The sequence below is a fragment of the Streptomyces sp. JH14 genome, from assembly GCF_029428675.1.
Classification (GTDB): domain Bacteria; phylum Actinomycetota; class Actinomycetes; order Streptomycetales; family Streptomycetaceae; genus Streptomyces.
Map to the genome: position 1 here is coordinate 5,228,613 of NZ_JAJNEL010000001.1, position 22,970 is coordinate 5,251,582.

The following is a 22,970-nucleotide window of genomic DNA, read 5'->3' on the forward strand; positions in this document are numbered from 1 at the left end:
AGGGTCCGAACGGCAGATGAAGACGACGATGATGTTCCGCAACATTGCCAACCCCCGGCGCACCACGCTGGCGCACCTCGAGGACGCCGAAGCGCTGCAGACGCCGGAGCAGCCGGAGCACGCCATCGACCTGCCGACGCAGACGGCCAACCCACGGCGCACCATCCTGATGACAGCCCCGGCCGCCGCCACCGAGTAATACGCGCAGTTGTCCCCTTCACCCGCGTTAGCCTGGGGCGTCAGTCTTCAGCCAGCCAGCAAGTGAGGGGCGACAGCATCCCGTGCGCATCGCCAGGTTCTCCATCGACGGCAATGTCGCGTTCGGCGCGGTCGAGGGCGACGGCACCGTCGACTCCGGCGACCTCGTCCTCGACATCATCAAGGGCATCCCGTACGTCGACTTCGAGCTCTCCGGTACCAAGGTCCCGCTGAGCAAGGTCCGGCTGCTGCCGCCCGTGCTCCCCAACAAGGTCGTGGCCATCGGCCGCAACTACGCGGAGCACGCCGCCGAACTCGGCAACGAGGTCCCGGAGGTACCGGTCGCCTTCTTCAAGCCCACCACGTCGGTGATCGGCTCCGGGGACGCCATCGAGTACCCCTCCTTCTCCGACGACGTGCATTACGAGGGTGAACTGGCCGTGGTCATCGGCCGGATGTGCCGCGAAGTGCCGCGTGAGCGCGTCAAGGACGTCATCTTCGGCTACACCTGCGCCAACGACGTCACCGCCCGCGATGCCCAGAAGCGTGAGAAGCAGTGGGCCCGGGCCAAGGGCTTCGACACGTCCTGCCCGCTCGGCCCCTGGGTGGAGACCGACCTCGACCCCAGCGATCTCGGTGTCCAGACCACGGTCAACGGCGAGCAGCGCCAACTGGGCCGTACGAGCGAAATGATCCGCTCCATCGAGGATCTGGTCGTCCACATCACGGAGGCCATGACGCTGCTTCCGGGCGATGTGATCCTCACGGGCACCCCGGCAGGGGTCGGTCCCCTGCAGGTCGGCGACGAGGTCGCCGTCACCATCGAAGGCATCGGCACTCTCACCAACAAGGTGATCAAGCGTGGCTAACACGAACTCCCCCCGCGTACGTTTCTGTCCCTCCCCGACCGGCAACCCCCACGTGGGCCTGGTCCGCACCGCCCTCTTCAACTGGGCCTTCGCCCGGCACCACGGCGGCACCCTGGTCTTCCGGATCGAGGACACCGACGCGGCCCGCGACTCCGAGGAGTCGTACGAGCAGCTGCTCGACTCGATGCGCTGGCTCGGCTTCGACTGGGACGAGGGCCCGGAGGTCGGCGGCCCGCACGCGCCGTACCGGCAGTCGCAGCGCATGGACATCTACAAGGACGTCGCCGAGAAGCTCCTGGCCGGCGGGTACGCGTACCACTGCTACTGCACCACCGAGGAGCTCGACACCCGCCGCGACGCCGCCCGTGCCGCCGGCAGGCCGTCCGGCTACGACGGCCACTGCCGTGACCTGACCGCCGAGCAGACCGCCGGGTACGAGGCCGAGGGCCGGACGTCCATCGTCCGCTTCCGGATGCCCGACGAGGCGCTCACCTTCACCGACCTGGTCCGCGGCGAGCTGACCTTCCAGCCGGAGAACGTGCCCGACTACGGCATCGTCCGGGCCAACGGCGCCCCGCTCTACACGCTGGTCAACCCGGTCGACGACGCGCTGATGGAGATCACCCACGTCCTGCGCGGCGAGGACCTGCTCTCCTCCACCCCGCGTCAGATCGCCCTCTACAAGGCGCTGATCGAGCTCGGCATCGCCAAGGACACCCCCGTCTTCGGGCACCTCCCGTACGTCATGGGCGAGGGCAACAAGAAGCTCTCCAAGCGCGACCCGCAGGCCTCGCTCAACCTGTACCGCGAGCGCGGCTTCCTCCCGGAGGGGCTGCTCAACTACCTCTCGCTGCTCGGCTGGTCGATCGCCGAGGACCGCGACATCTTCTCCGTCGACGAGATGGTGGCCGCGTTCGACATCAAGGACGTCAACGCCAACCCGGCACGCTTCGACCTGAAGAAGTGCGAGCACATCAACGCCGAGCACATCCGCATGCTCGACGTGAAGACCTTCACCGAGGCGTGCGGCCCCTGGCTGAAGGCCCCGTTCGCCCCGTGGGCCCCGGAGTCCTTCGACGCGGAGCAGTTCGCGGCGATCGCCCCGCACGCCCAGACCCGCGTGACCGTCCTCTCCGACATCACGGCCAACGTCGACTTCCTCTTCCTCGACGAGCCGGCCGAGGACGAGGCGTCCTGGGCCAAGGCGATGAAGGAGGGCTCCGACGCCCTGCTCGTCACCGCCCGCGCCAAGCTGATCGCCGCTGAGTGGAACGCCGAGGCCCTCAAGAACGCGGTTCTCGCCGCGGGCGAGGAGCACGGCCTGAAGCTCGGCAAGGCCCAGGCCCCGGTCCGCGTCGCCGTCACCGGCCGCACGATCGGCCTGCCGCTCTTCGAGTCCCTGGAGATCCTGGGCCGCGAGAAGACGATCGCCCGCATCGACGCGGCGCTGGCGAAGCTGGCCGCGTAAGCGTCTCCTGCACGCCCGGAGGGGGCGGCCACCGGATCGTCCCGGTGGCCGCCCCCTTCCGTATGCCGCGGACGGTCGCGTCGATGTCCTGCGCGCGGGGCTCGACGGGCCGCCGGCACCGCTGTCCTGGCCGGTCGTGGCGAGGAGTCCCAGCGGGTCCGGCAGGGCCCCGCGACGCGGCCAGCCGGGGAACGGGGCCACGGCGGGAAGACGCCGGTGCGCCGACGCCGCGGCGGTGCGCCCGGCGATCAGGGCACTCCCCGGCCTCCTCGGCCGGCGAGCGGTAGCGTGGCCTCATGCCGATCAGAGCCGTGATCTGGGACATCGACGACACGATTTTCGATTACACCGGCGCCGACCGCATCGGTATGCACAGACATCTGGCGAGCGAGGGCCTGCCCGGCGGGTACGCATCCGTCGAGCAGGCCCTCGACGGATGGCGAGCCCTCACGGACGTGCACTGGGCCCGTTTCGCCGCGGGGGAGACCGACTTCCAGGGGCAGCGCCGGGACAGGGTCCGTGCGTTCCTCGGACGGCCGCTCACGGACGCCGAGGCCGACGACTGGTTCGCGGGGCATCTCGCCCATTACGAGGCCGCCTGGGCGCTCTTCCCGGACGCCGCGCCGGTTCTGGAGGTGCTGGCCGGCCGCTACCGGCAGGCCGTCCTGTCGAACTCCAGCATCGTCAACCAGGACCGCAAGCTGCGCGTCCTCGGCGTGCGCGGCCGCTTCGAGGCCGTCGTGTGCGCGGTGGAGCTCGGCGTCTCCAAGCCCGAGGCCGGGGCGTTCCACGCCGCCTGCGAGGCGCTCGGCCTGGCGCCGAAGGACGTCGTGTACGTGGGGGACGATCCGGACGTCGACGCGGGCGGGGCCGTGGCGGCCGGGCTGAACGGGGTCTGGCTGGACCGGGGCGGGCGCGGCGGACGGCCCGATCTGGTGCGCATCACCGGTCTCGATCAGCTGCCCGGGCTGCTGGCAGGCAATACCCGTTTTGGAGCGTCGGACACCTTCGGGTAATGTTCTTCCTGCGCCGCCCGAGCGGGCCGAAAGATCCGGCCGGGAAGCGCAAGCCGAACAAAACCCCCCTGGGGGTTGAGTTTTGGTGGGCTATGGTGTAATTGGCAACACTACGGTTTCTGGTACCGTCATTCTAGGTTCGAGTCCTGGTAGCCCAGCGCAGAGCTTCATCTGTAACAACACGCCCCCGTTGTGTAGCGGCCTAGCACGCTGCCCTCTCACGGCAGTAGCGCCGGTTCGAATCCGGTCGGGGGTACAGATCCTTCCCGCGAGATCATCAGGGTCGCACCCATGATCTCGATGCAGGATCGCTAGGGCCCCCGTTGTGTAGCGGCCTAGCACGCTGCCCTCTCACGGCAGTAGCGCCGGTTCGAATCCGGTCGGGGGTACTTGTAACACCATGGGCTATGGTGTAATTGGCAACACTACGGTTTCTGGTACCGTCATTCTAGGTTCGAGTCCTGGTAGCCCAGCGCAAGATGCAGTAAAATACGCCCCCGTTGTGTAGCGGCCTAGCACGCTGCCCTCTCACGGCAGTAGCGCCGGTTCGAATCCGGTCGGGGGTACAACAGAGCAGTAAGGCAAGGGTCCTTCACTTCGGTGAGGGACCCTTTGCCGTAGGTCCGGGGCCCGTTGGCGCGGGCCCCGTCGCACTCAGAGGCCGTACCGCCGTGCCGACTCCTCCTCCTGGGCCAGCCTGCGCAGCGCCAGCAGCAGCGGTTCGTGGAGCACGACCGAGGTGACCGCCATCTCCACCTGCTCGGCGCCCGCCGGATACGACTCCATCATGTCCAGGTCCCGCGCCGCGACTTGCTCCATGAGGCGGGCCTGCTCCGCCAAGTAGTCGATGTCACAGGGATAGCCGAGCCGGATGAGGGTGGCCATCGAGGCGACCAGCGCGCGGTACACCGGGTCCAGCGAGCCGAGGTCCTGGACGAACGCCCAGCCGAGCCGGTCGAGAAGCCGGTCCGCCTCATGGCGCGCGACGGCCGTTTCAGGGGCCTCCTCGTCCGGCTCGGGGCCGTGCGGCAGCGCCCACAGGGCCGCGCCGAGGCGGATCGTGCGGCCGAGGGACTCGTCGTCGACATGGGAGAGGACCTCGCGGGCCGTCGCCACCGGGAGGCGGCCGACCTGGATCAGCGCCCGCACGAGACGCAGCCGGCGCAGATGGCTCTCGCCGTATTCGGCCTGGGTCGCGCTGATGCGTTCACCGGGCGGAAGCAGCCCCTCGCGCAGGTAGTACTTGATCGTCGCGGTCGTGACGCCGCTCTGCTCGCTCAGTTCCGAGAGTCGCATCTTCCGTGCCTTCCCTTGCGCACCCCATTGGGCAGTGTCACTATCCAATCATTGGATAGTAACGCTCTCCAATGATCGCCCACGAGGCAGGGGGACATGACATGTTCGCGAAGCCGATACCGGGACGGACGACCGCGGCCGCCGAGGGGGATGTGGTCGTCCTGCTCATCGGGATGCGCATCAACCACTTCCGGGGCGTGCACCACTGGCTGCCCGTCCTGGCCGCGATGCCGCGCATGCTGCGGGAGTTGAGCCGGGACAGGAGTCGTGGACTGCTCGGCTACACGCTGCTGTCCGGGTCGCCGCGGACGTACTACGTCGTCCAGTACTGGGAGTCGAAGGAGAAGCTGTACGCGTACGCGAGCGCTCCCGACATGTTCCACCGCAAGGCCTGGGCGATGATGAACCGCAAGGAGAAGAAGTCCCGGCAGCATGTGGGGCTGTGGCACGAGACGTACATCGCACCCGAGGGATCGTATGAATCGATCTACGCCGACATGCCGCCGTACGGACTGGCTGCGGCGACCGGGGTGCTGCCCGTCGAAGGGCGGGGCCGCAGGGCGGCGGACCGTCTCGCGCACCGCTCGTCCACGGGGCGGGAGGGCTGAACAGGGCCGCCACGACGCTGGGGCGGCCTCTTCGGGTCAGGGACGGATCAGGGGGCGGGAAGGTCAGCCGGAGCGGCGCAGGGCCTCGCTCAGCCGCGCGGCCGAGTCGATGACCGCCTGGGCGTGCATCCGGCCCGGGTGACGGGTCAGCCGCTCGATCGGTCCGGAGACCGAGACGGCGGCCACCACCCGGTTCGACGGCCCGCGCACCGGCGCCGAGACCGAGGCGACGCCCGGCTCCCGCTCGCCGATCGACTGGGCCCAGCCGCGCCGCCGTACGCCGGAGAGCGCCGTCGCCGTGAAGCGGGCCCCCTGGAGGCCGCGGTGCAGGCGCTCCGGCTCCTCCCAGGCCATCAGGATCTGGGCCGACGAGCCTGCCTTCATGGTGAGCGTGGAGCCGACCGGCACGGTGTCCCGCAGTCCGGACAGGCGCTCCGCCGCCGCCACGCAGATCCGCATGTCGCCCTGCCGGCGGTAGAGCTGCGCGCTCTCGCCGGTGATGTCGCGCAGATGCGTGAGCACCGGGCCGGCCGTCGCCAGCAGCCGGTCCTCGCCGGCCGCGGCCGCGAGCTCCGACAGCCGCGGGCCGAGGATGAAACGGCCCTGCATATCCCTCGCCACCATCCGGTGGTGTTCCAGTGCCACGGCCAGTCGATGGGCCGTGGGTCGTGCGAGCCCTGTCGCCGCGACCAGTCCGGCGAGGGTGGCCGGACCGGACTCCAGGGCGCTCAATACCAGAGCTGCCTTGTCGAGAACGCCGACGCCGCTAGAGTTGTCCATACGACGATACTCGCGTCTCACTCTGTGAAACGCAAGTTCAATTTTCCCCGGAAGTTGCGAACCTGTAGGTGCGGCCGTACAAGGGCCGGCAGCCACCGCCCCGTACGGGGGTCAGGACGGGGGCCACGGAATCTCTAGTTGGGCCGGCGACGACGCCGGCCGGAGGGAAAGCGATGGGTAGGACACTCGCGGAGAAGGTCTGGGACGACCACGTCGTCCGGCGCGCCGAGGGCGAGCCCGATCTTCTCTTCATCGATCTGCACCTGCTGCACGAGGTGACCAGCCCCCAGGCCTTCGACGGCCTCCGCCAGGCCGGACGCAAGGTGCGGCGCCTCGACCTCACCATCGCCACCGAGGATCACAACACCCCGACCCTCGACATCGACAAGCCGATCGCCGACCCGGTCTCCCGCGCCCAGTTGGAGACGCTGCGCAAGAACTGCGCGGAGTTCGGCGTACGGCTGCACCCGCTGGGCGATGTCGAGCAGGGCGTCGTGCACGTGGTCGGCCCGCAGCTGGGACTCACCCAGCCCGGCACCACGGTCGTCTGCGGTGACTCCCACACGTCCACGCACGGCGCGTTCGGCGCGCTGGCGTTCGGCATCGGCACCAGCCAGGTCGAGCACGTGCTGGCCACCCAGACGCTGCCGCTGGCCCGTCCGAGGACCATGGCGATCACCATCGACGGCGAACTGCCCGACGGCGTCACGGCCAAGGACCTGATCCTCGCGATCATCGCCCGGATCGGCACCGGCGGCGGCCAGGGCTACATCCTCGAATACCGCGGCTCCGCCATCGAGAAGCTCTCGATGGAAGCGCGGATGACCATCTGCAACATGTCGATCGAGGCGGGCGCCCGGGCCGGCATGATCGCCCCGGACGAGACCACGTTCGCGTACCTCAAGGGCCGCGACCACGCCCCGCAGGGCGAGGAGTGGGACGCCGCCGTCGCGTACTGGAAGACGCTGCGCACGGACGACGACGCGGTCTTCGACGCCGAGGTCGTCATCGACGCCGCGGAACTGGCCCCGTTCGTCACCTGGGGGACCAACCCCGGCCAGGGCGCGCCCCTGTCGGCGAACGTCCCCGACCCGGCTTCGTACGAGGACGCGTCGGAGCGCAACGCCGCCGAAAAGGCCCTGGAATACATGGGGTTGACCGCGGGGCAGCCGCTGCGCGAGATCAGTGTCGACACCGTCTTCGTAGGCTCCTGCACCAACGGCCGCATCGAGGACCTGCGTAACGTCGCCTCGGTCCTGGAGGGCCGCAAAGTCGCCGACGGCGTACGGATGCTGGTCGTCCCGGGCTCGGTCCGGGTCGCCCTGCAGGCCGTCGAGGAGGGCCTGGACAAGGTCTTCACCGCGGCCGGCGCCGAATGGCGGCACGCGGGTTGCTCGATGTGCCTCGGTATGAACCCCGACCAGCTGGCCCCCGGCGAGCGTTCCGCCTCCACCTCGAACCGTAACTTCGAGGGCCGGCAGGGCAAGGGCGGCCGTACCCACCTGGTCTCCCCGCAGGTTGCCGCCGCCACCGCCGTGCTGGGCCACCTGGCCTCGCCGGCCGACCTGTCCGACGCCCGTACGCCTGCCGGAGTCTGAGAATCATGGAAGCTTTCACCGCACACACCGGCCGGGCCGTCCCGCTGCGCCGCAGCAACGTCGACACCGACCAGATCATCCCCGCCCACTGGCTGAAGAAGGTCACCCGCGACGGCTTCGAGGACGGACTCTTCGAGGCCTGGCGCAAGGACGAGAACTTCGTCCTCAACCGCCCCGAGCGGGACGGCGCCACGGTTCTGGTGGCCGGTCCCGACTTCGGTACCGGGTCGTCGCGTGAACACGCCGTCTGGGCCCTGCAGAACTACGGCTTCAAGGCCGTCATCTCCTCCCGGTTCGCCGACATCTTCCGCGGCAACTCGCTGAAGAACGGCCTGCTGACCGTCGTCCTCGACCAGAAGGTCGTCGACGCGCTCTGGGAGCTGACCGAGGCCGACCCCACGGTCGAGATCACCGTCGACCTGGAGGCCCGCCAAGTCCGGGCCGAGGGCGTCACGGCCGACTTCGAGCTCGACGAGAACGCCCGCTGGCGACTGCTGAACGGGCTGGACGACATCAGCCTCACCCTTCAGAACGAAGCGGACATCGCGACTTATGAGGCGGCAAGGCCGACCTTCAAGCCGCGTACAATTAACGCCTGAGCAGCGCGTTTCCAGTACTGCGCCCTCTGCCTTCTGGTAGGGGGCGCAGTCGCTTGTTGAGACCCCGTCGGGCGACAACTCGCCCCAGATGGCACAATCGGTGCATGGAACGCGACAGCCAACTCAAGCTTTACGGCCAAGTCGCCGACCGATTGAAGGAAGCGCACGCACGAGTGCGCGCACTGCAAGTCCCGGAGGGCGTACGGATGGCGCTGTCCCGGAAGCTGCTGGTCGTCACGGCCACGGCGAAGCACGATCTGCCGGGTGCGGCAAGGCGTCTGGACCGTTTGATGAAGGACCTCGATGAGGGCCGATTCCCCGAAGGTGACTGACTCCGCGAACTGCGCAGCGGTCGACTTCGTTGCGGCACTAGGGTGATTAGCCCGTTTCGTGTTTGATTTGCGGTATATATCTGCCTAACGTGCGAAAAGGCTTGAACACATTCGTTCTGGCAATGTCTCCGAAGGGGAAGACGTGAACAAGGCGCAGCTCGTAGAAGCGATTGCCGACAAGGTCGGCGGCCGCCAGCAGGCCGCAGACGCCGTCGACGTGGTGCTCGACGCGATCGTCCGTGCGGTTGTCGCGGGAGACCGTGTCTCGGTCACCGGCTTCGGCTCGTTCGAGAAGGTCGACCGCCCGGCCCGCTACGCCCGCAACCCGCAGACGGGTGAGCGCGTGCGGGTCAAGAAGACCTCGGTGCCCCGCTTCCGCGCGGGACAGGGCTTCAAGGACCTGGTCAGCGGCTCGAAGAAGCTCCCCAAGGGCGGCGAAGTGGCCGTGAAGAAGGCGCCCAAGGGCAGCCTCTCGGGCGGTGCTTCCACGCGCGCGACCACCAAGGCCGCAGCCAAGAAGGCCACCGCCAAGAAGGCCACGGCGAAGAAGGCCGCCGCCAAGAAGACCGTGACCGCGGCGAAGACCACGGCCGCGAAGAAGACCACGGCGAAGAAGACCACCGCGGCGGCCAAGAAGACCACGACGGCCGCGAAGAAGACCACGGCGGCGGCGGCGAAGAAGACGGCCACCGCCAAGAAGACCGCGCCGGCCAAGAAGGCCACGGCGAAGAAGGCGCCCGCGAAGAAGACCACGGCGCGCAAGACCACGGCCAAGAAGGCCGTCGCGCGGAAGAAGTGAGACCGGGCAGCGCAGGGCTGCTCACACGCGCCGGGCCGGGCTCCCCAGGGGGAGCCCGGCCCGCGGGCTGTCCGGGGTCCGCCCTGCGGCCCGGAGCGCCCTTCAGAACGTCTGCAGCGTCACCAGAGTGATCCGCAGGTCCGCGCCCTCGCCCGTGACCTCGATCCGCACCCGCTGCCCGGGACGCAGCAGCCGCAGGCCGCCCGCGTCGAACGCCGGGGCGTCGAAGTCCACCGGGGTGCCGTCGTCGAGCAGCACGCTGCCGGTGCGGGTCTCTGGGTCGTACGTGTACGAGGTCGCCTGCATGAACGGCAGCCTATCGGTCCCGCGCGGGCACCCCCGTGGCCCAGCGGCCCGCGGTGTGCGGGCCCACGCCGAGGCGGACGGCGGCCCGCAGATCGTCGCCGGTGTCCACGTCCTGGCGGACCGATTCGATACCGGCCGACGTGATTTCCACCGCGCCCGAGGAAAGATGCCGGGCTCTCGACAGACCACCGAAAGCCGGACGCAATTCCACCCCCGGTGAAGCCGACAGAAATGTCGTGCCGATTCCCGCTGCATCCGTAACAAATGCACGAGGGAATTCGGCGGCATTTTCGAGCACCCGGGCCAATTCCTCGGGGCGCAGTGCGGGCAGGTCCGCGTTGAGTGCCGCGACCGCCGCGGCGGGCCGCCGGCCGCGTACCGCCCGCTCGCCGTGGGCCAGCGCGGCGTTGAGCCCCGCGGCGGGTTCGTCGGGCACGGTGCGCGCCCCGAGCGCCGCGAGCGCGGCCGCGGCCACCGGGTCGTCCGTGACGACCACCACATCCCGCACGCCCCCGCAGGACAGCGCGGCGGCCACGGTGTCCTGGGCGAAGGCCAGCGCGAGCCGGGGACGCAGCAGGTCCCCGGCGGCCCGCCGCAGTCTGCTCTTGCCGTGTGCCAGCGGCTTCAACGGGACGACCAGGGACCACAGGCCGGTCGGGTCGGTGTTCGTGGCGATCTCCCCCCTCGGTGCGCATCGCCGTTCATTCTCGCCTGCCGGTGCCACAACCCGGAGGGTCGGCTCCGGCGGCGGGGCGTACGGTGTTCTCGACAGAGCGAGGGCCTGGGGCCACAATTGGCCGCCCACGGCCAGGCAGCACGTCAGGTCCGTAGAGGAAGGTGTCCGAGTGTCCGGCCGCAGAATCGGCTTCTGGTACCGCCTGGCGGCGGTCATCGCCAAACCGCCACTGGTGGTTCTGTTCAAGCGTGACTGGCGGGGAATGGAACACATTCCGGCCGACGGCGGATTCATCACTGCGGTCAATCACAACTCGTACCTGGATCCGCTTTCCTACGGACACTTCCAGTACAACACCGGCCGGGTGCCGCGGCTTCTCGCCAAGGCGGGCCTCTTCAAGACGCCCTTCGTCGGAATGATGCTGCGCGGCACCGGACAGATCCCCGTGTACCGCGAGACGACCAACGCCATGGACGCCTTCCGGGCCGCCGTCGACGCCATCGAGCGCGGTGAATGCGTCGCCTTCTACCCGGAGGGCACCCTCACCCGCGACCCCGACATGTGGCCGATGGCCGGCAAGACCGGTGCCGCCCGCGTCGCGTTGACGACGAAGGCCCCGGTCATCCCCGTCGCCCAGTGGGGCGCCAACCTGGCGATGCCGCCCTACGCCAAGGAGAAGAAGCTCCGGCTCTTCCCCCGCAAGACGCTCCAGGTGCAGGCCGGACCGCCCGTCGACCTCTCCCGGTTCTACGACAAGGAACCGACGCCCGACGTCCTGCGCGAGGCGACCGAGGTCATCATGGCCGCGGTGACCGCCCAGCTCGAAGCCGTACGCGGTGAGAAGGCCCCCGCCGAGCTCTACGACCACCGCAAGGCGCGTGCCGAACAGCGGCGCAAGGCCGAAGGAGAGGCTCCCAAGTGACGCACCCCGTAAAGGCAGCCGTCTTCGGAACCGGCTCATGGGGTACGGCCTTCGGCATGGTCCTCGCCGACGCAGGGTGCGAGGTCACCCTCTGGGGCCGTCGCGCCGAGCTCGTCGAGGCGATCAACACGACCCGTACCAACCCCGACTACCTGCCGGGAATTGAACTCCCCGAGTCCGTCAGGGCCACCACCGACGCCGCCGAGGCGCTGCGCGGCGCCGACTTCGCCATGCTCGTCGTGCCGTCGCAGACGCTGCGCGCCAACCTCGCCGACTGGGCCCCGCACCTGGGCCCGGACACCGTCCTCGTCTCGCTGATGAAGGGCGTCGAACTCGGCACCGCCAAGCGGATGAGCGAGGTCATCGAGGACGTCACCAAGGTCCCCGCGAACCGCATCGCCGTGATCACCGGCCCCAATCTGGCCAAGGAGATCGCCGAACGCCGCCCCGCCGCGGCCGTCGTCGCCTGCGCGGACGAGTCGGTGGCCCGCCGCCTCCAGGCCGCCTGCCACACCCCGTACTTCCGCCCGTACACCCTCACCGACGTGATCGGCTCCGAACTCGGAGGCGCGGTCAAGAACGTCATCGGTCTCGCCGTCGGCATCGCCGACGGGATGGGCCTCGGTGACAACGCCAAGGGCTCGCTCATCACCCGCGGTCTCGCCGAGACCACCCGGCTCGGCCTCGCCATGGGCGCGGACCCGCTGACGTTCTCCGGACTCGCGGGCCTCGGCGACCTGGTGGCGACCTGCTCCTCGCCGCTGTCGCGCAACCACACCTTCGGCACCAACCTCGGCCGCGGCATGACGCTGGAAGAGACCATCGCCGTCACCAAGCAGACCGCCGAGGGTGTCAAGTCCTGTGAATCGGTGCTCGATCTGGCGCGCCGGCACGGCGTCGACATGCCTCTCACGGAGACGGTCGTCTCCATCGTCCACGAGGGCAAGCCGCCGATGGTCGCTCTGGGCGAGCTGATGTCGCGCAGCGCGAAGGCCGAGCGGCACTGACCGGGCGGCCTGGCACGCGGGTCGCCCCCGGGGACGCTGACGAGACCCGTACCAGCAGGTACGCTCATCGCGATATGAGCAGCGAGAACCTCCCCCAGAGCCCGGAGCAGCAGCTCCGCAAGCCGCGTGTGGCCGTCGTGTTCGGCGGCCGCAGCTCCGAACACGGTATTTCGGTCGTCACGGCGGGTGCCGTCCTGAACGCCATCGACCGGACCAAGTACGACGTCCTGCCGATCGGTATCACGACGGACGGCCGCTGGGCGCTCACCGCCGACGAACCCGGGCGCATGGCCATCACCGACCGGCAGATGCCGGACGTGGCACAGCTGGCCGAGTCCACCGAGGGCGGCGTGGTGCTCTCCGTCGACCCCGGCAGCCGCGAGGTGGTCTACAGCGAGCCCGGCTCGGTCCCCAAGGCGCTGGGTGAGGTCGACGTCGTCTTCCCCGTGCTGCACGGCCCCTACGGCGAGGACGGCACCCTCCAGGGGCTCCTGGAGCTGTCCGGAGTGCCGTACGTGGGCGCGGGCGTGCTCGCCTCGGCCGTCGGCCAGGACAAGGAGTACATGAAGCGGGTGTTCACCTCGTTCGGGCTGCCCGTCGGCCCGTACGTCGTCATCCGCCCCCGCGAGTGGGACACCGACCGCTCCGCCGCCCGCAAGCGCATCGTGGACTTCGCCGGTGAACACGGCTGGCCGCTCTTCATCAAGCCCGCCCGGGCCGGATCGTCCATCGGCATCACCAAGGTCGACGACCTCGCCGGTCTCGACGAGGCGATCGAGGAAGCCCGCCGCCACGACCCCAAGTTCCTGGTCGAGTCGCTGCTGCGGGGCCGCGAGATCGAGTGCGGGGTGCTGGAGTTCGAGGACGGACCGCGCGCCAGCGTGCCCGCCGAGATCCCGCCGGTCACCGCGCACGACTTCTACGACTTCGAGGCCAAGTACATCGACTCGGCATCCGGGATCGTGCCCGCCCCGCTCACCGACGAGCAGACGGCCGAGGTCCAGCGGCTCGCCGTCGACGCCTTCGAGGCGGCGTCCTGCGAGGGCCTGGTGCGCGCCGACTTCTTCCTCACCGAGGACGGCAGCTTCGTGATCAACGAGATCAACACGCTGCCGGGCTTCACCCCGATCTCCATGTACCCGCGGATGTGGCAGGAGAGCGGCGTGAGCTACCAGGAGCTGGTGGACCGGCTGATCCAGGCGGCGTTGCGCCGCCCCACCGGTCTGCGCTGAGCCGCGCTACAGGCTGCTGGGGACCGTCTTCCTGATGGCCGCGGCGAACGCCGCGAGCGGGCTGGCGTCATGGGCGTACGCCGTCGAGAACGACACCTCGACGTACGCCTTGCGATACGTGGTGGTGAAGCGCGGACCGGCGTCCTCCGGCTGCTCCAGCAGCCAGTTGACGCCGTTCGCGTCGGTCGCCTTCGCCATCGGATCGTCCATCTTTGCCGGTCGGTCGACACCGCAGCGCAGTACGATCGCCCCGTCCCCCCAACCGGCGGTCAGCTCCGACTGCGGCCCGGGGTCGTTGCGCTCCTGTCCGGCGACGGTCTTCGGCAGCTCTTTGTGCAGTGCACGGCAGTAGGCTGCGGCTTCCGGCGCCGGGGTGGGAACCACGATCGACGCACTGTCCGTGGCGGAACAGCCCGCCGCGGCCAGCAGCAGAACGGCAGCGGACGGACCGAGGAAGACGGGGCGGCGAAGCCGGCGGCGGAAGGACGTCACCGGCCCAGCGTAGACGGGGGCTACAGATGGACGACCGGGCAGGTCAGGGTTCTGGTGATGCCTTCCACCTGCTGGACCTTGGCGACGACCATGCGTCCGAGTTCATCGACTGTGTCGGCCTGTGCGCGCACGATCACGTCATAGGGGCCGGTGACGTCCTCTGCCTGGATCACTCCCGGGATTTTCGTGATGGTCTCGGCGACGGTCGACGCCTTGCCCACCTCGGTCTGAATAAGGATGTACGCCTGTACCACGGAACCTCCAGGGCGGCCACGAGGATCATGTGGGGGAAAGAGACGCCACGGTATCGCGTTGCCGCGGGCCGCGGGGAGACCTGCGGGCCCTGTGACGTCCACCGCGTGGCGTACAGATCCCGGAAGTTGACATTTGTCTTGACAGTACCGACAGCAGTGACGGCCCGCGACCGCAAGTCCAGCGGTGCAGACGGGGGACAGGCATGCCAGTGACAACGGGTGCAGACTGCTTCCGACGGCGGCCGGGCCACGGTCCGGGCCTCCGGCCGCCGATCCAGGCCGGACTTCTGTCCGGCGCGATAGATGAGAGGTGAGACTCGGTGAAGGGAACCGTGGGTGAGTTGGGGGAGTTCGGGCTCATCAGGGAGCTCACGTCCCGGCTCACCACCACTCCGGCGGTACGGCTGGGGCCCGGCGACGACGCCGCGGTCGTGTCCGCTCCCGACCGCAGGGTCGTGGCCAGTACGGACGTCCTGCTGGAGGGACGGCACTTCCGCCGCGACTGGTCGACCGCGTACGACGTCGGCCGCAAGGCCGCCGCACAGAATCTCGCCGACATCGCCGCCATGGGCGCCGTGCCCACCGCGCTGCTGCTCGGTCTGGTCGTCCCCGCCGAGCTGCCGGTCACCTGGGCCGGCGAGCTGATGGACGGCCTCCGTGACGAGTGCCAGGTCGCGGGGGCGGCCGTGGTCGGCGGCGATGTCGTCCGCGGCGACACCATCACCGTCGCGATCACCGCACTCGGCGATCTGCGCAACCACGAACCGGTCACCCGGTCCGGCGCCCGCCCCGGCGACGTCGTCGCCGTGACCGGCTGGCTCGGCTGGTCCGCCGCCGGGTACGCCGTGCTCTCCCGCGGCTTCCGTTCGCCGCGCGCCTTCGTCGAGGCCCACCGGCGTCCCGAACCGCCGTACCACGCGGGCCCCGCGGCCGCCGGGCTCGGCGCCACCGCCATGACCGACGTCAGCGACGGACTCGTCGCCGACCTCGGGCACATCGCCGAGGCCAGCAAGGTCCGGATCGATCTGCGCTCCGGCCTCATCGACATCCCCTCGCAGATGTCCGACATCGGCCAGGCGGTCGGCGTCGACCCGCTGCAGTGGGTGCTGACCGGGGGAGAGGACCACGCGATCGTGGCGACCTTCCCGCAGGACGTGAAGCTGCCCGCCCGCTGGAAGGTGATCGGCGAGGTCCTCAACCCGTCGGCGCTGCCGCAGGTGACGGTCGACGGTGCGCCCTGGACGAGCAAGGGCGGCTGGGACCACTTCGGCGGGATCGAGGATGCCCAGGAGAGCCGGTGACCGGGTGACCCGGGGGCCTGGCCTGTGTCCTCACCGCCGTCGGACCTGTTCCGGCGGCGGTGAGGACATTCAGGCCGATCCGACGGCCCGGCCGCCGGGCGCGCAGCAGCCGCGGGAGCACAGCAAAAAGCCGGTCCACCGAGGTGGACCGGCTTTTTGGGCAACCGGAAGGCTGCGCAACGACGGGGACGTCAGCGCGCGACCTTGCCGGCCTTGATGCACGAGGTGCAGACGTTGAGCCGCTTCGGCGTCCGACCGACCACGGCACGCACGCGCTGGATGTTGGGATTCCAGCGACGGGACGTACGGCGGTGCGAGTGCGAAATGTTGTTGCCGAAGCCCGGCCCCTTGCCGCAGACGTCGCAGTTGGCAGCCACGGGTCACTCCAAAGACTTCAGATGCACTTACAGTGAATTCCGGCGCGCCGGAATCATTTGACTGAAGTGGCGTACCGGAGGAATGGCCCGACTCTCATCGGGCAACCGAAGCAGCATACAACGGCCGCGTCGGTAGAACGAAACTACCATGGGTTTCGCCGCCCTCGCCCCCGCCCCTGTCCCCGCCGGACCTGCGGGGCAGGATTATTCTGCGGTTCAGCCAGCCGCCCACGGTCGCTCTCCAGGAGGAACACCACGTGCCGCAGACCGCCGACGACATGGACGCCGGCGCGGTGCGTACCTGGTGCTCGCTCGCCCTGGATGCGCTGGGGCGGGAGCGCGCGGCGATCGACGCCATCAATGTGTACCCCGTCGCCGACGGGGACACCGGCACCAACCTCTATCTGACGGTGGAGTCCGCGGCCGCGGCCGTCGAGGCGGTCTTCGCCGCGCACGAGACCGGTGCGTCCGTGCCCGCCCTCGCCGATGCCGTTCGGGCCATGGCGCACGGAGCGCTGATCGGCGCCCGCGGGAACTCCGGCACGATCCTGTCCCAGCTGCTGCGCGGCATGGCGGAGGTGCTCGCCGACGGTCATGACGCGGACCATCTGCGGCTCGCGCTGACCCGGGCGGCGTCCGCGGCCCGGCAGGCCGTCGCCCACCCCGTCGAGGGCACCGTGCTGACCGTGGCCACCGCAGCCGCCGAGGCCGCCGGGCGCACGGCGGGCGACCCGCGTCCGCAAGCGGTGGCGAAGGCGGCGTATGAAGGGGCGTGCACGGCGCTGGACGCGACCCCCGGGCAGCTTGCCGTCCTCGGGCGGGCGGGCGTCGTCGACGCCGGGGGGCGGGGCCTGGTGACCGTCCTGGGCGCGCTCGTCGAAGCGGTCTGCGGAGAGGCGCCCGCGCGCGGGATCCGGGTGATCTCGGGCATCGCCCCCGTGGCCGGCGCCGACTGCACGGTGGCCGTCGAGCACGACGGCCCCGCCTTCGAGGTGATCTATCTGCTGGAGGCCGCGGACGACGCGGTCGACCGGTTGCGGACCCGGCTGGACGGGCTCGGCGACTCGCTCGTCGTGGTCGGTGGCGACGGGCTGTGGAACGTCCACGTCCACGTCGACGACGCGGGCGCGGCCGTGGAGGCCGGCGTCGAGGCCGGCCGGCCGTACCGGATCCGCATCACGCACTTCGGTGCCGACCGGGTCCACCCGCACCGCAGCGAGCCGGCGCAGCGCGGTGTCGTCGTGGTGGTTCCCGGCGACGGGCTCTCCGGCCTGTGCACGGAGGCCGGTGCGACCACGGTGCTCGCCCGGCCCGGGGAGCCGCCCGCCAGCGGCGAACTGGTCGACGCGATCCGCCGTGCGCACGCCCGCGAGGTGGTCCTCCTGCCCAACGACGCCGATTTGCGCCACACCGCGGCCGCAGCCGCCGAACAGGCCCGCGCCGAAGGGATCCGGGTCGCCCTCATCCCGACCCGGGCCGCTGTCCAGGGCATCGCCGCGCTCGCCGTCCACGAACCCGACCGCAGCTTCGACGAGGACGTGGTGGCGATGACCGCCGCGGCCGGCGCCACCCGCTACGGCGAACTGACCGTCGCCGAGCGGCAGTCCTGGACCATGGCGGGCATCTGCCAGGCCGGCGACATCCTGGGTCTGATCGACGGCGATGTGGCGGTCATCGGGGAGGACGTGCCCCGTACGGCCCGGGCCGTGATCGACCGGATGCTGGCGGCGGGCGGCGAACTCGTCACGCTGGTACTGGGCGAGGACGTGACGGACGCCCTGGCCGACGCGCTGGAGGAGCATGTGCGGGAGGGCTATCTCGCGGTGGACACGGTGGTGTACCGGGGCGGCGGCCAGGGAGCGGCGCTGCTGATCGGGGTGGAGTAGGACGGATACGGGCGCCGCCGCCCGTGAAGCGTTCTCCCCGGTCGCCGGACGGGCGGTGACATCCAGCCGGTCGAAGGTGGTCCCCCATGCCCCGGGGCCATGGGGGACCGAAGACGAGAACGGCTGCCGGACGGGCCCGATCCCTACGCCCCAGGGTCCTCGGCCATGTACCCGAGTACCGATTCCGCCTCCGCCCGCCGCGCCCGCGCCGTCTCGTCCTCGTCGGCGCCCTCGTACGCCGCGAGCACCCCCCGCGCCCTTGCCCGTGCCTCCTCGCGTCGGCCCAGGTCCGCCTCCAGCCAGGCGGCCATCAGTTCCGCCGCCGTCCGCGGGCCGAGGAAGTCCGGGCCGGCCTCGGCGAAGCCGGCGACGGCCCGGCCGACGTGGGAGAGCGCCTCCTCGTACGTACGCGCACGGCCGTCGTCGTCCTCGTCCGGCCCGCCCTCGCACGCGTCGGCGATCAGTTCGCCGGTCTGGCGGTGGGTGTCCGCGAGCTCCGCCCGCAGCCCGGGCACCTGTTCCGGCTCCGCGGCCGCCAGCGCCGCCTCGCACTCACGCTCCGCCGCGGCCATGAACGCCCGCGCCGCCGCCGGTCCCGGCTGCCCCTCCCGGACCGCGATCCAGGCCCGCACCCGCAGCGTCCGCACCAGCGCATGGACGTCGCCCAGCTCCCGCCACAGCTCTCCGGCCCTCGCATAGGCCTTCTCCGCCTGGGAGTTGAGCTCGGCCCGGTACAGCGCCTGCCCGGCGAGGTTGGCGAGCATCGCGTGGTCGCGCTGCTCGGGCCAGGACTTGGCGATGTCCGCCGCACCCAGCCAGTGACCGGCCGCCTCCCGCGGTTCGCCGAGCGCGGTCAGCGCGTCGCCGAGCCACCACAGCGTCTGGACGACCATGCCGTCGCCGTGGTCGTCGGCCGTGATGTCGGGCAGCACGGCCTCCAGTACGGCTGCCGCCTCCGCCGCCCGCCCTAGCTGGAGCAGCCAACCGCCGAGCAGATGCCGGGCGTACGCCCCGAGGCCGCCGCTCTCGCCCGCCTCGTCCGCCCAGTGCGCGGCATCGAGCGCGTGCTCGGTGGCCTCGGCGAACTCCCCGGTGCCGCCGAGGACTTCGGCGAGCTGCAGATGCAGTCGCGCGCGGCCCGGCGCGGGTACGAACGCCGCGCCGTGCTCCAGAGCCGCGCGGGCGGTGCGCTCGGCCGTCGCGTGGTCGTGGAGCCCGGCCGCGATCCGGGAGGCCTTGGTCTCGTACGCGACGGCGTACCAGGGCAGTCCGGCGGCGTGGGTCCCGGCGGCTGCTCGTGCGTACAGCTCGCCCGCCCCCACGCCGTCGCCCCGGTAGGCCGCGATGTCGCCGAGGAGACCCACCGCCTCCGCGGTCCGGGTGGCCATCCCGGCCTGCGCGCCCAGCGGTTCGGTGAAGGCGAGCACCTCCCGTACCCCCTCTTCGAGCGCGTCGACGGCGGCCTCGGCCGACGGCCCGTCCGGCGCGGCGAGCACCAGCTGATTGAGGATCCGGGCACGGCAGACCAGCACACCGCCGGCCTGGCGGGCGGTGGCCCGGCCCTCCGCGTGCAGGGCGAGGGCCCGGTCCACGAGGTCCACGACCTCGGTGAGGGCGCCGGCCGCGTGCCCGGCCTCCATCGAGTGTGCGTACGCGGCCCGGGCGGCCGCGCCCACGGCCTCGCCCGGATCGCCCGCCGCCCCGTACAGCTCCGCGGCGGTCAGGAACAGCTCGCGCGCCGCCGTCGGCGGGAGCGTGCCGTCCATCGCACGGTGGTCGTCGATGCAGGCGCGGTCGTGGTCGGAGAGCCCCTGCGCGCCGTCGGCCGCACGCGCGACGGCCTGCCAGGCGGGTCCCGCGTCCGGGTGCTGGGCGTCGGAGAGACGGCGGGCCTCGGCGAGCAGCCCGGGAAGGCCGGCCGGGGCGTCCACGGCGGGCCCCGAAACGACGGCGACCGGCTCCGTGACCGTCGCGGCCGGCCGCGCAGCCCGTACACCGAGCGGTAGCCGGTCCAGCAGCGGCTGCTGGTCCATACGCTCCCGCACCAGACCGCTGACCTGCGTAGTGCCGTTGCGCTCGTCGAAACGGGCGGCGAGCGCGAGCGCCTCCTCGCGGGCGTGTCCGGCCAGCGCCCGCGCGGTCCGGTCGGTACCGGCGGGCCCCGGCACCGGCTGGTCCCCGTGGCCCAGCACGGTCAGCCGGTCCATCAGCAGGGCGGTCACGGCCAGGTAGTCCATCAGGGAGTCGGGGTTCCCGGTGGCGGTGAAGTAGGCGGGCCGCTCGGCGAGGATCTCCAGGGCCCGCGCCTCATTGCCGGTCAGCGCGCAGAACTCGATGTGCAGCGCGGCGGAATCCCGCATGGACTCCATCGGGCGGACCATCCGGTACCCGCGCAGATGGTGGGCGCGCGCCTGCTCGGCCCGGCCGGTGCGCAGCAGCGGGAGCAGCGAGGCCGCCAGCACGGCATGCGGCTCATGGGCGCAGGTGTGCTCCCCGTCGAGGACCGGCCGCCAGGTGTCGAGCGCCTCCTCGTCCAGTCCCCGGTGCACCTGCCAGGCGCCCTGGCCGTGCAGTTCGCAGGCGTGGCAGTTGGCCATCCGGTCCCGGTCGGCCGCCTGCCAGGCGGCGTACGCCCGCTCGGCCCGCTCCAGATCGCCGATATGGCGGGCGATCTGCAGCTCGCCCTGGCGCACGGCCCGTTCGGAATGCCCGGCCAGCCGGTAGCGGTGCGCCATCTCGCCCTGCCACTTCTCGATGGACGCGAGCGGGATGTGCGGCTGATCGATCATGGAACTGGACATCCACTTGAACATCCAGAAGAGATGGTGGGTCATGACCCGGTCGAAGCTCCCCGGCTGCTCGTCCCACATGCGCAGCAGGCGCGCGAAGGGGACGAACATCTTGTCCTTCTCCGAGCTGTAGTTGTACGCCTGCAGCTGGTTGGTGAGCGCCTCGACGAGGAGCGGTACGTCCCCGGTCCGTTCGGCCTCGGACAGCAGCCGTTCCGCACGGGCGTTGCGGGCCGGGCCCTCCGGCTCCTGGTAGTTGTCCCGCAGCGCCTGCCGGATCGTCGAGATGTCGGAGCTCATCGGTCGTCCTCCTGCGGACGGGCGGAGTTCTGCGGCTGTGCGGGGTCCGGGGGCGCGGCCGGGTGCGTGGCCCACTCCAGCAGCCCGATGAACGCCCGGTTCAGCAGCGCCGAATCGGCCGGCCGCAACGGCCGCTGCGCCATCAGCAGTGCCTGCCCGTACAGCGCCTCCGTGGCGGTCGCCGCCAGTTCCGGGGTGTCCAGTGAACCGATCCGGCGGACCAGCGGATTGAGATGGTTCAGTACGAGCCGGGCGCGCGGCGCACTTCCGCGCAGCGAGCCGAGGATTCCCGCCCACAGGTCGTCCGCCTGCTCCTGCGCGTCGGCGCGGGCCTGTTCGTGGCGGGCCGACCTGTCGTCGAGATGCAGCGCGGGCACGGTCAGCGGATGGAAGGCGCGCAGCGCCACGTCGCAGCCCAGCGGGTCGAGTCTGGCGCGGGCCGCGGCCAGGAAGGTGCCGAGCGCCAGCTCCTGGGCCGGATCGACCGTGTCCAGATGCGCGGTGACGGTATCGGCGTCCAGCTCCGCGACCGCCGTTCCCGGCCGGACCGACGGCAGCCGTTCGACCAGCTCGGTGTCGTACGTGTAGCCGCCGTTGACCACTCCGATGCCCTGCGCGGACGCGATCGGCGCGACCTGCCGGTACTCCTCCACGGTCCGGGTGAAGTGCACCACGGGATGGCGACGGGCGAACTCCTCCAGGGACAGCCGGCCGTCCGTCGTCTCGAACGGCAGCCACGGCAGCATCGTCCGCAGCATGGCGCTGTCGTGCCGGGCCAGGGACTTCACCCCCAGGTGGTGCACGGACAGGAAATCCGCCAGCCGCTCGGGATCGCCTGCGGCCAGTCCCGTCAGCCAGTCCCTGATCCGCTCGCCGAGCGCCTCCCGTACGGCGGCGAGGGTCTCGTCCGCGTACAGCGCCTCCCGTGACGCGGTGGGCCGCAGACTGTCCGTGTCGATGACGCACCGCACGAAGAACGCCCAGTCGGGCAGCAGTTCGTCGGCACGGTCGGTCAGCAGCATCCCCTTGAGATGCACCCGGTGGCCCGCACGCTGCGCCGGGCTGACGGCCGACGGCAGGACGTACGCGACACCGCGGATCCCCGCGAGCGGCAGATCCAGATCGATCGCGTCGAGCGGCGAGAAGCCGAACTGTTCGTGGCAGTGGCGGGCCAGCGCCACCCGCCGCCCCGCAGGGCTCGGGTACGGACGGTCCCACGGCGCCGGCAGAGCGGTGACCTTGGCCTCGCCGACCCGCACGTCGTACGGCAGCAGCGAGCCGAAGTCGCGGGCGAGCGCGAGGACCCGCTCCTCGGCGAGCCAGTCCGCGCTGCCGGGACGGGCGACCAGGTGCACGGTGGTGCCGGGCTCGGGGCGCGCGCTGTCCGGGAGTGTACGGACGGTGTACGAGCCGTCATCGCGGGCGCACCACTCGACGGGAGGCGCGGCAGGTGTACGGGCCGACCGGCTGACGACCCGGATCTCGGCCGCGACGACGAAGCAGGCGAGCAGCCCGATGCCGAACTGACCGAGGAACTCGGCACGCGCCGAGGCCAGCCCCTGGACACCGTCACGCTTGGAGCTGCGGCCGATCGTCGCGAGCAGGCTGTGCACGTCGGTCTCGGTCAGACCGATCCCGCTGTCCTCGATCCGCAGCCGCCCCCCGGAGGCGTACAGCCGTACCAGCGCGGGCGCGTCCGGCTGCTCGGCGCGGCGGGCCGTGAGGGCGTCCACGGCGTTCTGCAGCAGCTCGCGCAGGTAGACGCGGGGAGAGGAGTAGAGGTGATGGGAGAGGAGATCGACCAGTCCGCGCAGGTCCACCTGGAAGGTGTGCGGCGACCGGCCGGAAGGGGCCTCACGGGACGG

Annotated in this window: 23 protein-coding genes and 5 tRNA genes; 19 read left to right on the plus strand and 9 right to left on the minus strand. The window is 71.0% G+C overall.

Going from position 1 to position 22,970, the window contains the following annotated elements; translation table 11 throughout:
* Window positions 1–16 precede the first annotated feature (16 nt).
* The 9 genes from LRD69_RS23675 (at window position 17) to LRD69_RS23715 (ending at window position 4,117) form a co-directional block, all read left to right on the plus strand.
* The gene (locus LRD69_RS23675) at window positions 17–199 is read left to right on the plus strand and encodes a hypothetical protein (protein WP_277328552.1); all 183 of its coding nucleotides are present in this window, start codon (window positions 17–19) and stop codon (window positions 197–199) included.
* 82 nt (window positions 200–281) lie between these two features.
* The gene (locus tag LRD69_RS23680) at window positions 282–1,067 is read left to right on the plus strand and encodes a fumarylacetoacetate hydrolase family protein (protein WP_277328553.1); all 786 of its coding nucleotides are present in this window, start codon (window positions 282–284) and stop codon (window positions 1,065–1,067) included.
* Window positions 1,060–2,535 (plus strand): glutamate--tRNA ligase, encoded by a 1,476-nt coding sequence (gltX, locus tag LRD69_RS23685; protein ID WP_277328554.1) that lies wholly within the window; start codon window positions 1,060–1,062, stop codon window positions 2,533–2,535. The genes LRD69_RS23680 and gltX overlap by 8 nt, the downstream gene beginning before the upstream one ends.
* Window positions 2,536–2,831: 296 nt before the next feature.
* Window positions 2,832–3,551 carry an HAD family hydrolase gene (locus tag LRD69_RS23690; protein ID WP_277328555.1) on the plus strand — a complete coding sequence of 240 codons (720 nt, stop codon included), beginning with the start codon at window positions 2,832–2,834 and terminating at the stop codon, window positions 3,549–3,551.
* Between the two features lie 86 nt (window positions 3,552–3,637).
* Window positions 3,638–3,709: transfer RNA gene (locus LRD69_RS23695), tRNA-Gln, on the plus strand.
* Window positions 3,710–3,734: 25 nt separating this feature from the next.
* Window positions 3,735–3,807, plus strand: a tRNA-Glu gene (locus LRD69_RS23700).
* Between the two features lie 60 nt (window positions 3,808–3,867).
* Window positions 3,868–3,940: transfer RNA gene (locus LRD69_RS23705), tRNA-Glu, on the plus strand.
* Between the two features lie 12 nt (window positions 3,941–3,952).
* Window positions 3,953–4,024: transfer RNA gene (locus LRD69_RS23710), tRNA-Gln, on the plus strand.
* Window positions 4,025–4,044: 20 nt separating this feature from the next.
* A tRNA-Glu gene (locus LRD69_RS23715) sits at window positions 4,045–4,117 on the plus strand.
* Window positions 4,118–4,205: 88 nt separating this feature from the next.
* On the opposite strand, the gene LRD69_RS23720 is transcribed toward LRD69_RS23715, so the two are convergent.
* Window positions 4,206–4,847 (minus strand): MerR family transcriptional regulator, encoded by a 642-nt coding sequence (locus tag LRD69_RS23720; protein WP_277328556.1) that lies wholly within the window; start codon window positions 4,845–4,847, stop codon window positions 4,206–4,208.
* 101 nt (window positions 4,848–4,948) lie between these two features.
* Between LRD69_RS23720 and LRD69_RS23725 the strand changes: the two genes are divergently transcribed.
* Window positions 4,949–5,455: a DUF4188 domain-containing protein gene (locus tag LRD69_RS23725; RefSeq protein ID WP_277328557.1), complete on the plus strand. Its 507-nt coding sequence runs from the start codon at window positions 4,949–4,951 to the stop codon at window positions 5,453–5,455.
* 63 nt (window positions 5,456–5,518) lie between these two features.
* Here the strand turns inward: LRD69_RS23725 and ndgR are convergent, their stop codons facing one another.
* A complete protein-coding gene (gene ndgR / locus LRD69_RS23730) occupies window positions 5,519–6,235 on the minus strand; it encodes an IclR family transcriptional regulator NdgR (protein ID WP_026237628.1) in 717 nt (238 codons plus the stop codon).
* A gap of 173 nt (window positions 6,236–6,408) precedes the next feature.
* Between ndgR and leuC the strand changes: the two genes are divergently transcribed.
* From leuC to LRD69_RS23750, 4 genes are all read left to right on the plus strand, one after another.
* Complete coding sequence (gene leuC / locus LRD69_RS23735) at window positions 6,409–7,833, plus strand: 3-isopropylmalate dehydratase large subunit (RefSeq protein WP_277328558.1); 1,425 nt, start codon at window positions 6,409–6,411, stop codon at window positions 7,831–7,833.
* Window positions 7,834–7,838: 5 nt separating this feature from the next.
* Window positions 7,839–8,432 carry a 3-isopropylmalate dehydratase small subunit gene (leuD, locus tag LRD69_RS23740; protein ID WP_277328559.1) on the plus strand — a complete coding sequence of 198 codons (594 nt, stop codon included), beginning with the start codon at window positions 7,839–7,841 and terminating at the stop codon, window positions 8,430–8,432.
* Between the two features lie 104 nt (window positions 8,433–8,536).
* Complete coding sequence (locus tag LRD69_RS23745; protein ID WP_277328560.1) at window positions 8,537–8,764, plus strand: hypothetical protein; 228 nt, start codon at window positions 8,537–8,539, stop codon at window positions 8,762–8,764.
* 142 nt (window positions 8,765–8,906) lie between these two features.
* Complete coding sequence (locus tag LRD69_RS23750) at window positions 8,907–9,563, plus strand: HU family DNA-binding protein (RefSeq protein WP_277328561.1); 657 nt, start codon at window positions 8,907–8,909, stop codon at window positions 9,561–9,563.
* Between the two features lie 102 nt (window positions 9,564–9,665).
* Here LRD69_RS23750 and LRD69_RS23755 read toward each other — a convergent pair whose 3' ends face one another.
* Window positions 9,666–9,869 (minus strand): hypothetical protein, encoded by a 204-nt coding sequence (locus LRD69_RS23755; protein ID WP_277328562.1) that lies wholly within the window; start codon window positions 9,867–9,869, stop codon window positions 9,666–9,668.
* Between the two features lie 10 nt (window positions 9,870–9,879).
* Window positions 9,880–10,593 carry a 2-phospho-L-lactate guanylyltransferase gene (gene cofC / locus LRD69_RS23760; protein WP_277328563.1) on the minus strand — a complete coding sequence of 238 codons (714 nt, stop codon included), beginning with the start codon at window positions 10,591–10,593 and terminating at the stop codon, window positions 9,880–9,882.
* A gap of 121 nt (window positions 10,594–10,714) precedes the next feature.
* On the opposite strand from cofC, the gene LRD69_RS23765 reads away from it, so the two are divergent.
* The 3 genes from LRD69_RS23765 to LRD69_RS23775 all read left to right on the plus strand — a co-directional run bounded on the left by LRD69_RS23765 (window position 10,715) and on the right by LRD69_RS23775 (window position 13,706).
* Window positions 10,715–11,467: a lysophospholipid acyltransferase family protein gene (locus LRD69_RS23765; protein ID WP_277328564.1), complete on the plus strand. Its 753-nt coding sequence runs from the start codon at window positions 10,715–10,717 to the stop codon at window positions 11,465–11,467.
* On the plus strand, window positions 11,464–12,474 hold the full coding sequence (locus tag LRD69_RS23770; RefSeq protein WP_277328566.1) for an NAD(P)H-dependent glycerol-3-phosphate dehydrogenase: 1,011 nt from the start codon (window positions 11,464–11,466) through the stop codon (window positions 12,472–12,474). The genes LRD69_RS23765 and LRD69_RS23770 overlap by 4 nt, the downstream gene beginning before the upstream one ends.
* A gap of 74 nt (window positions 12,475–12,548) precedes the next feature.
* Window positions 12,549–13,706 (plus strand): D-alanine--D-alanine ligase family protein, encoded by a 1,158-nt coding sequence (locus LRD69_RS23775; RefSeq protein WP_277328567.1) that lies wholly within the window; start codon window positions 12,549–12,551, stop codon window positions 13,704–13,706.
* A 6-nt stretch (window positions 13,707–13,712) separates the two neighbouring features.
* Here the strand turns inward: LRD69_RS23775 and LRD69_RS23780 are convergent, their stop codons facing one another.
* Together LRD69_RS23780 and LRD69_RS23785 are read right to left on the minus strand one after the other, a co-directional pair.
* The gene (locus LRD69_RS23780) at window positions 13,713–14,198 is read right to left on the minus strand and encodes a DUF3515 domain-containing protein (RefSeq protein WP_277328568.1); all 486 of its coding nucleotides are present in this window, start codon (window positions 14,196–14,198) and stop codon (window positions 13,713–13,715) included.
* A 20-nt stretch (window positions 14,199–14,218) separates the two neighbouring features.
* Window positions 14,219–14,452: an Lrp/AsnC ligand binding domain-containing protein gene (locus LRD69_RS23785; protein WP_030928667.1), complete on the minus strand. Its 234-nt coding sequence runs from the start codon at window positions 14,450–14,452 to the stop codon at window positions 14,219–14,221.
* A gap of 320 nt (window positions 14,453–14,772) precedes the next feature.
* Here LRD69_RS23785 and LRD69_RS23790 point away from each other — a divergent pair, with 320 nt between their 5' ends.
* Window positions 14,773–15,753: a thiamine-phosphate kinase gene (locus LRD69_RS23790; RefSeq protein WP_277328569.1), complete on the plus strand. Its 981-nt coding sequence runs from the start codon at window positions 14,773–14,775 to the stop codon at window positions 15,751–15,753.
* 191 nt (window positions 15,754–15,944) lie between these two features.
* Here the strand turns inward: LRD69_RS23790 and rpmB are convergent, their stop codons facing one another.
* Complete coding sequence (gene rpmB, locus LRD69_RS23795; protein WP_030928661.1) at window positions 15,945–16,130, minus strand: 50S ribosomal protein L28; 186 nt, start codon at window positions 16,128–16,130, stop codon at window positions 15,945–15,947.
* Window positions 16,131–16,387: 257 nt separating this feature from the next.
* Between rpmB and LRD69_RS23800 the strand changes: the two genes are divergently transcribed.
* A complete protein-coding gene (locus tag LRD69_RS23800) occupies window positions 16,388–18,016 on the plus strand; it encodes a DAK2 domain-containing protein (protein WP_277328570.1) in 1,629 nt (542 codons plus the stop codon).
* Between the two features lie 143 nt (window positions 18,017–18,159).
* Here LRD69_RS23800 and LRD69_RS23805 read toward each other — a convergent pair whose 3' ends face one another.
* Both LRD69_RS23805 and LRD69_RS23810 read right to left on the minus strand, forming a co-directional pair.
* On the minus strand, window positions 18,160–21,105 hold the full coding sequence (locus tag LRD69_RS23805) for a tetratricopeptide repeat protein (protein ID WP_277328571.1): 2,946 nt from the start codon (window positions 21,103–21,105) through the stop codon (window positions 18,160–18,162).
* On the minus strand, window positions 21,102–22,925 hold the full coding sequence (locus LRD69_RS23810; protein ID WP_277329856.1) for an HSP90 family protein: 1,824 nt from the start codon (window positions 22,923–22,925) through the stop codon (window positions 21,102–21,104). Before LRD69_RS23810 ends, LRD69_RS23805 begins: the two co-directional genes overlap by 4 nt.
* Window positions 22,926–22,970 lie beyond the last annotated feature (45 nt).

Excerpts from the sequence above, each read along its gene's own strand:
- LRD69_RS23675 (WP_277328552.1), top strand. The coding sequence starts at position 17 with ATGAAGACGACGATGATGTTCCGCAACATTGCCAACCCCCGGCGCACC.
- LRD69_RS23690 (WP_277328555.1), top strand. The coding sequence starts at position 2,832 with ATGCCGATCAGAGCCGTGATCTGGGACATCGACGACACGATTTTCGAT.
- LRD69_RS23720 (WP_277328556.1), bottom strand. The coding sequence starts at position 4,847 with ATGCGACTCTCGGAACTGAGCGAGCAGAGCGGCGTCACGACCGCGACG.
- LRD69_RS23725 (WP_277328557.1), top strand. The coding sequence starts at position 4,949 with ATGTTCGCGAAGCCGATACCGGGACGGACGACCGCGGCCGCCGAGGGG.
- ndgR (WP_026237628.1), bottom strand. The coding sequence starts at position 6,235 with ATGGACAACTCTAGCGGCGTCGGCGTTCTCGACAAGGCAGCTCTGGTA.
- leuC (WP_277328558.1), top strand. The coding sequence starts at position 6,409 with ATGGGTAGGACACTCGCGGAGAAGGTCTGGGACGACCACGTCGTCCGG.
- leuD (WP_277328559.1), top strand. The coding sequence starts at position 7,839 with ATGGAAGCTTTCACCGCACACACCGGCCGGGCCGTCCCGCTGCGCCGC.
- LRD69_RS23745 (WP_277328560.1), top strand. The coding sequence starts at position 8,537 with ATGGAACGCGACAGCCAACTCAAGCTTTACGGCCAAGTCGCCGACCGA.
- LRD69_RS23755 (WP_277328562.1), bottom strand. The coding sequence starts at position 9,869 with ATGCAGGCGACCTCGTACACGTACGACCCAGAGACCCGCACCGGCAGC.
- LRD69_RS23775 (WP_277328567.1), top strand. The coding sequence starts at position 12,549 with ATGAGCAGCGAGAACCTCCCCCAGAGCCCGGAGCAGCAGCTCCGCAAG.
- LRD69_RS23805 (WP_277328571.1), bottom strand. The coding sequence starts at position 21,105 with ATGAGCTCCGACATCTCGACGATCCGGCAGGCGCTGCGGGACAACTAC.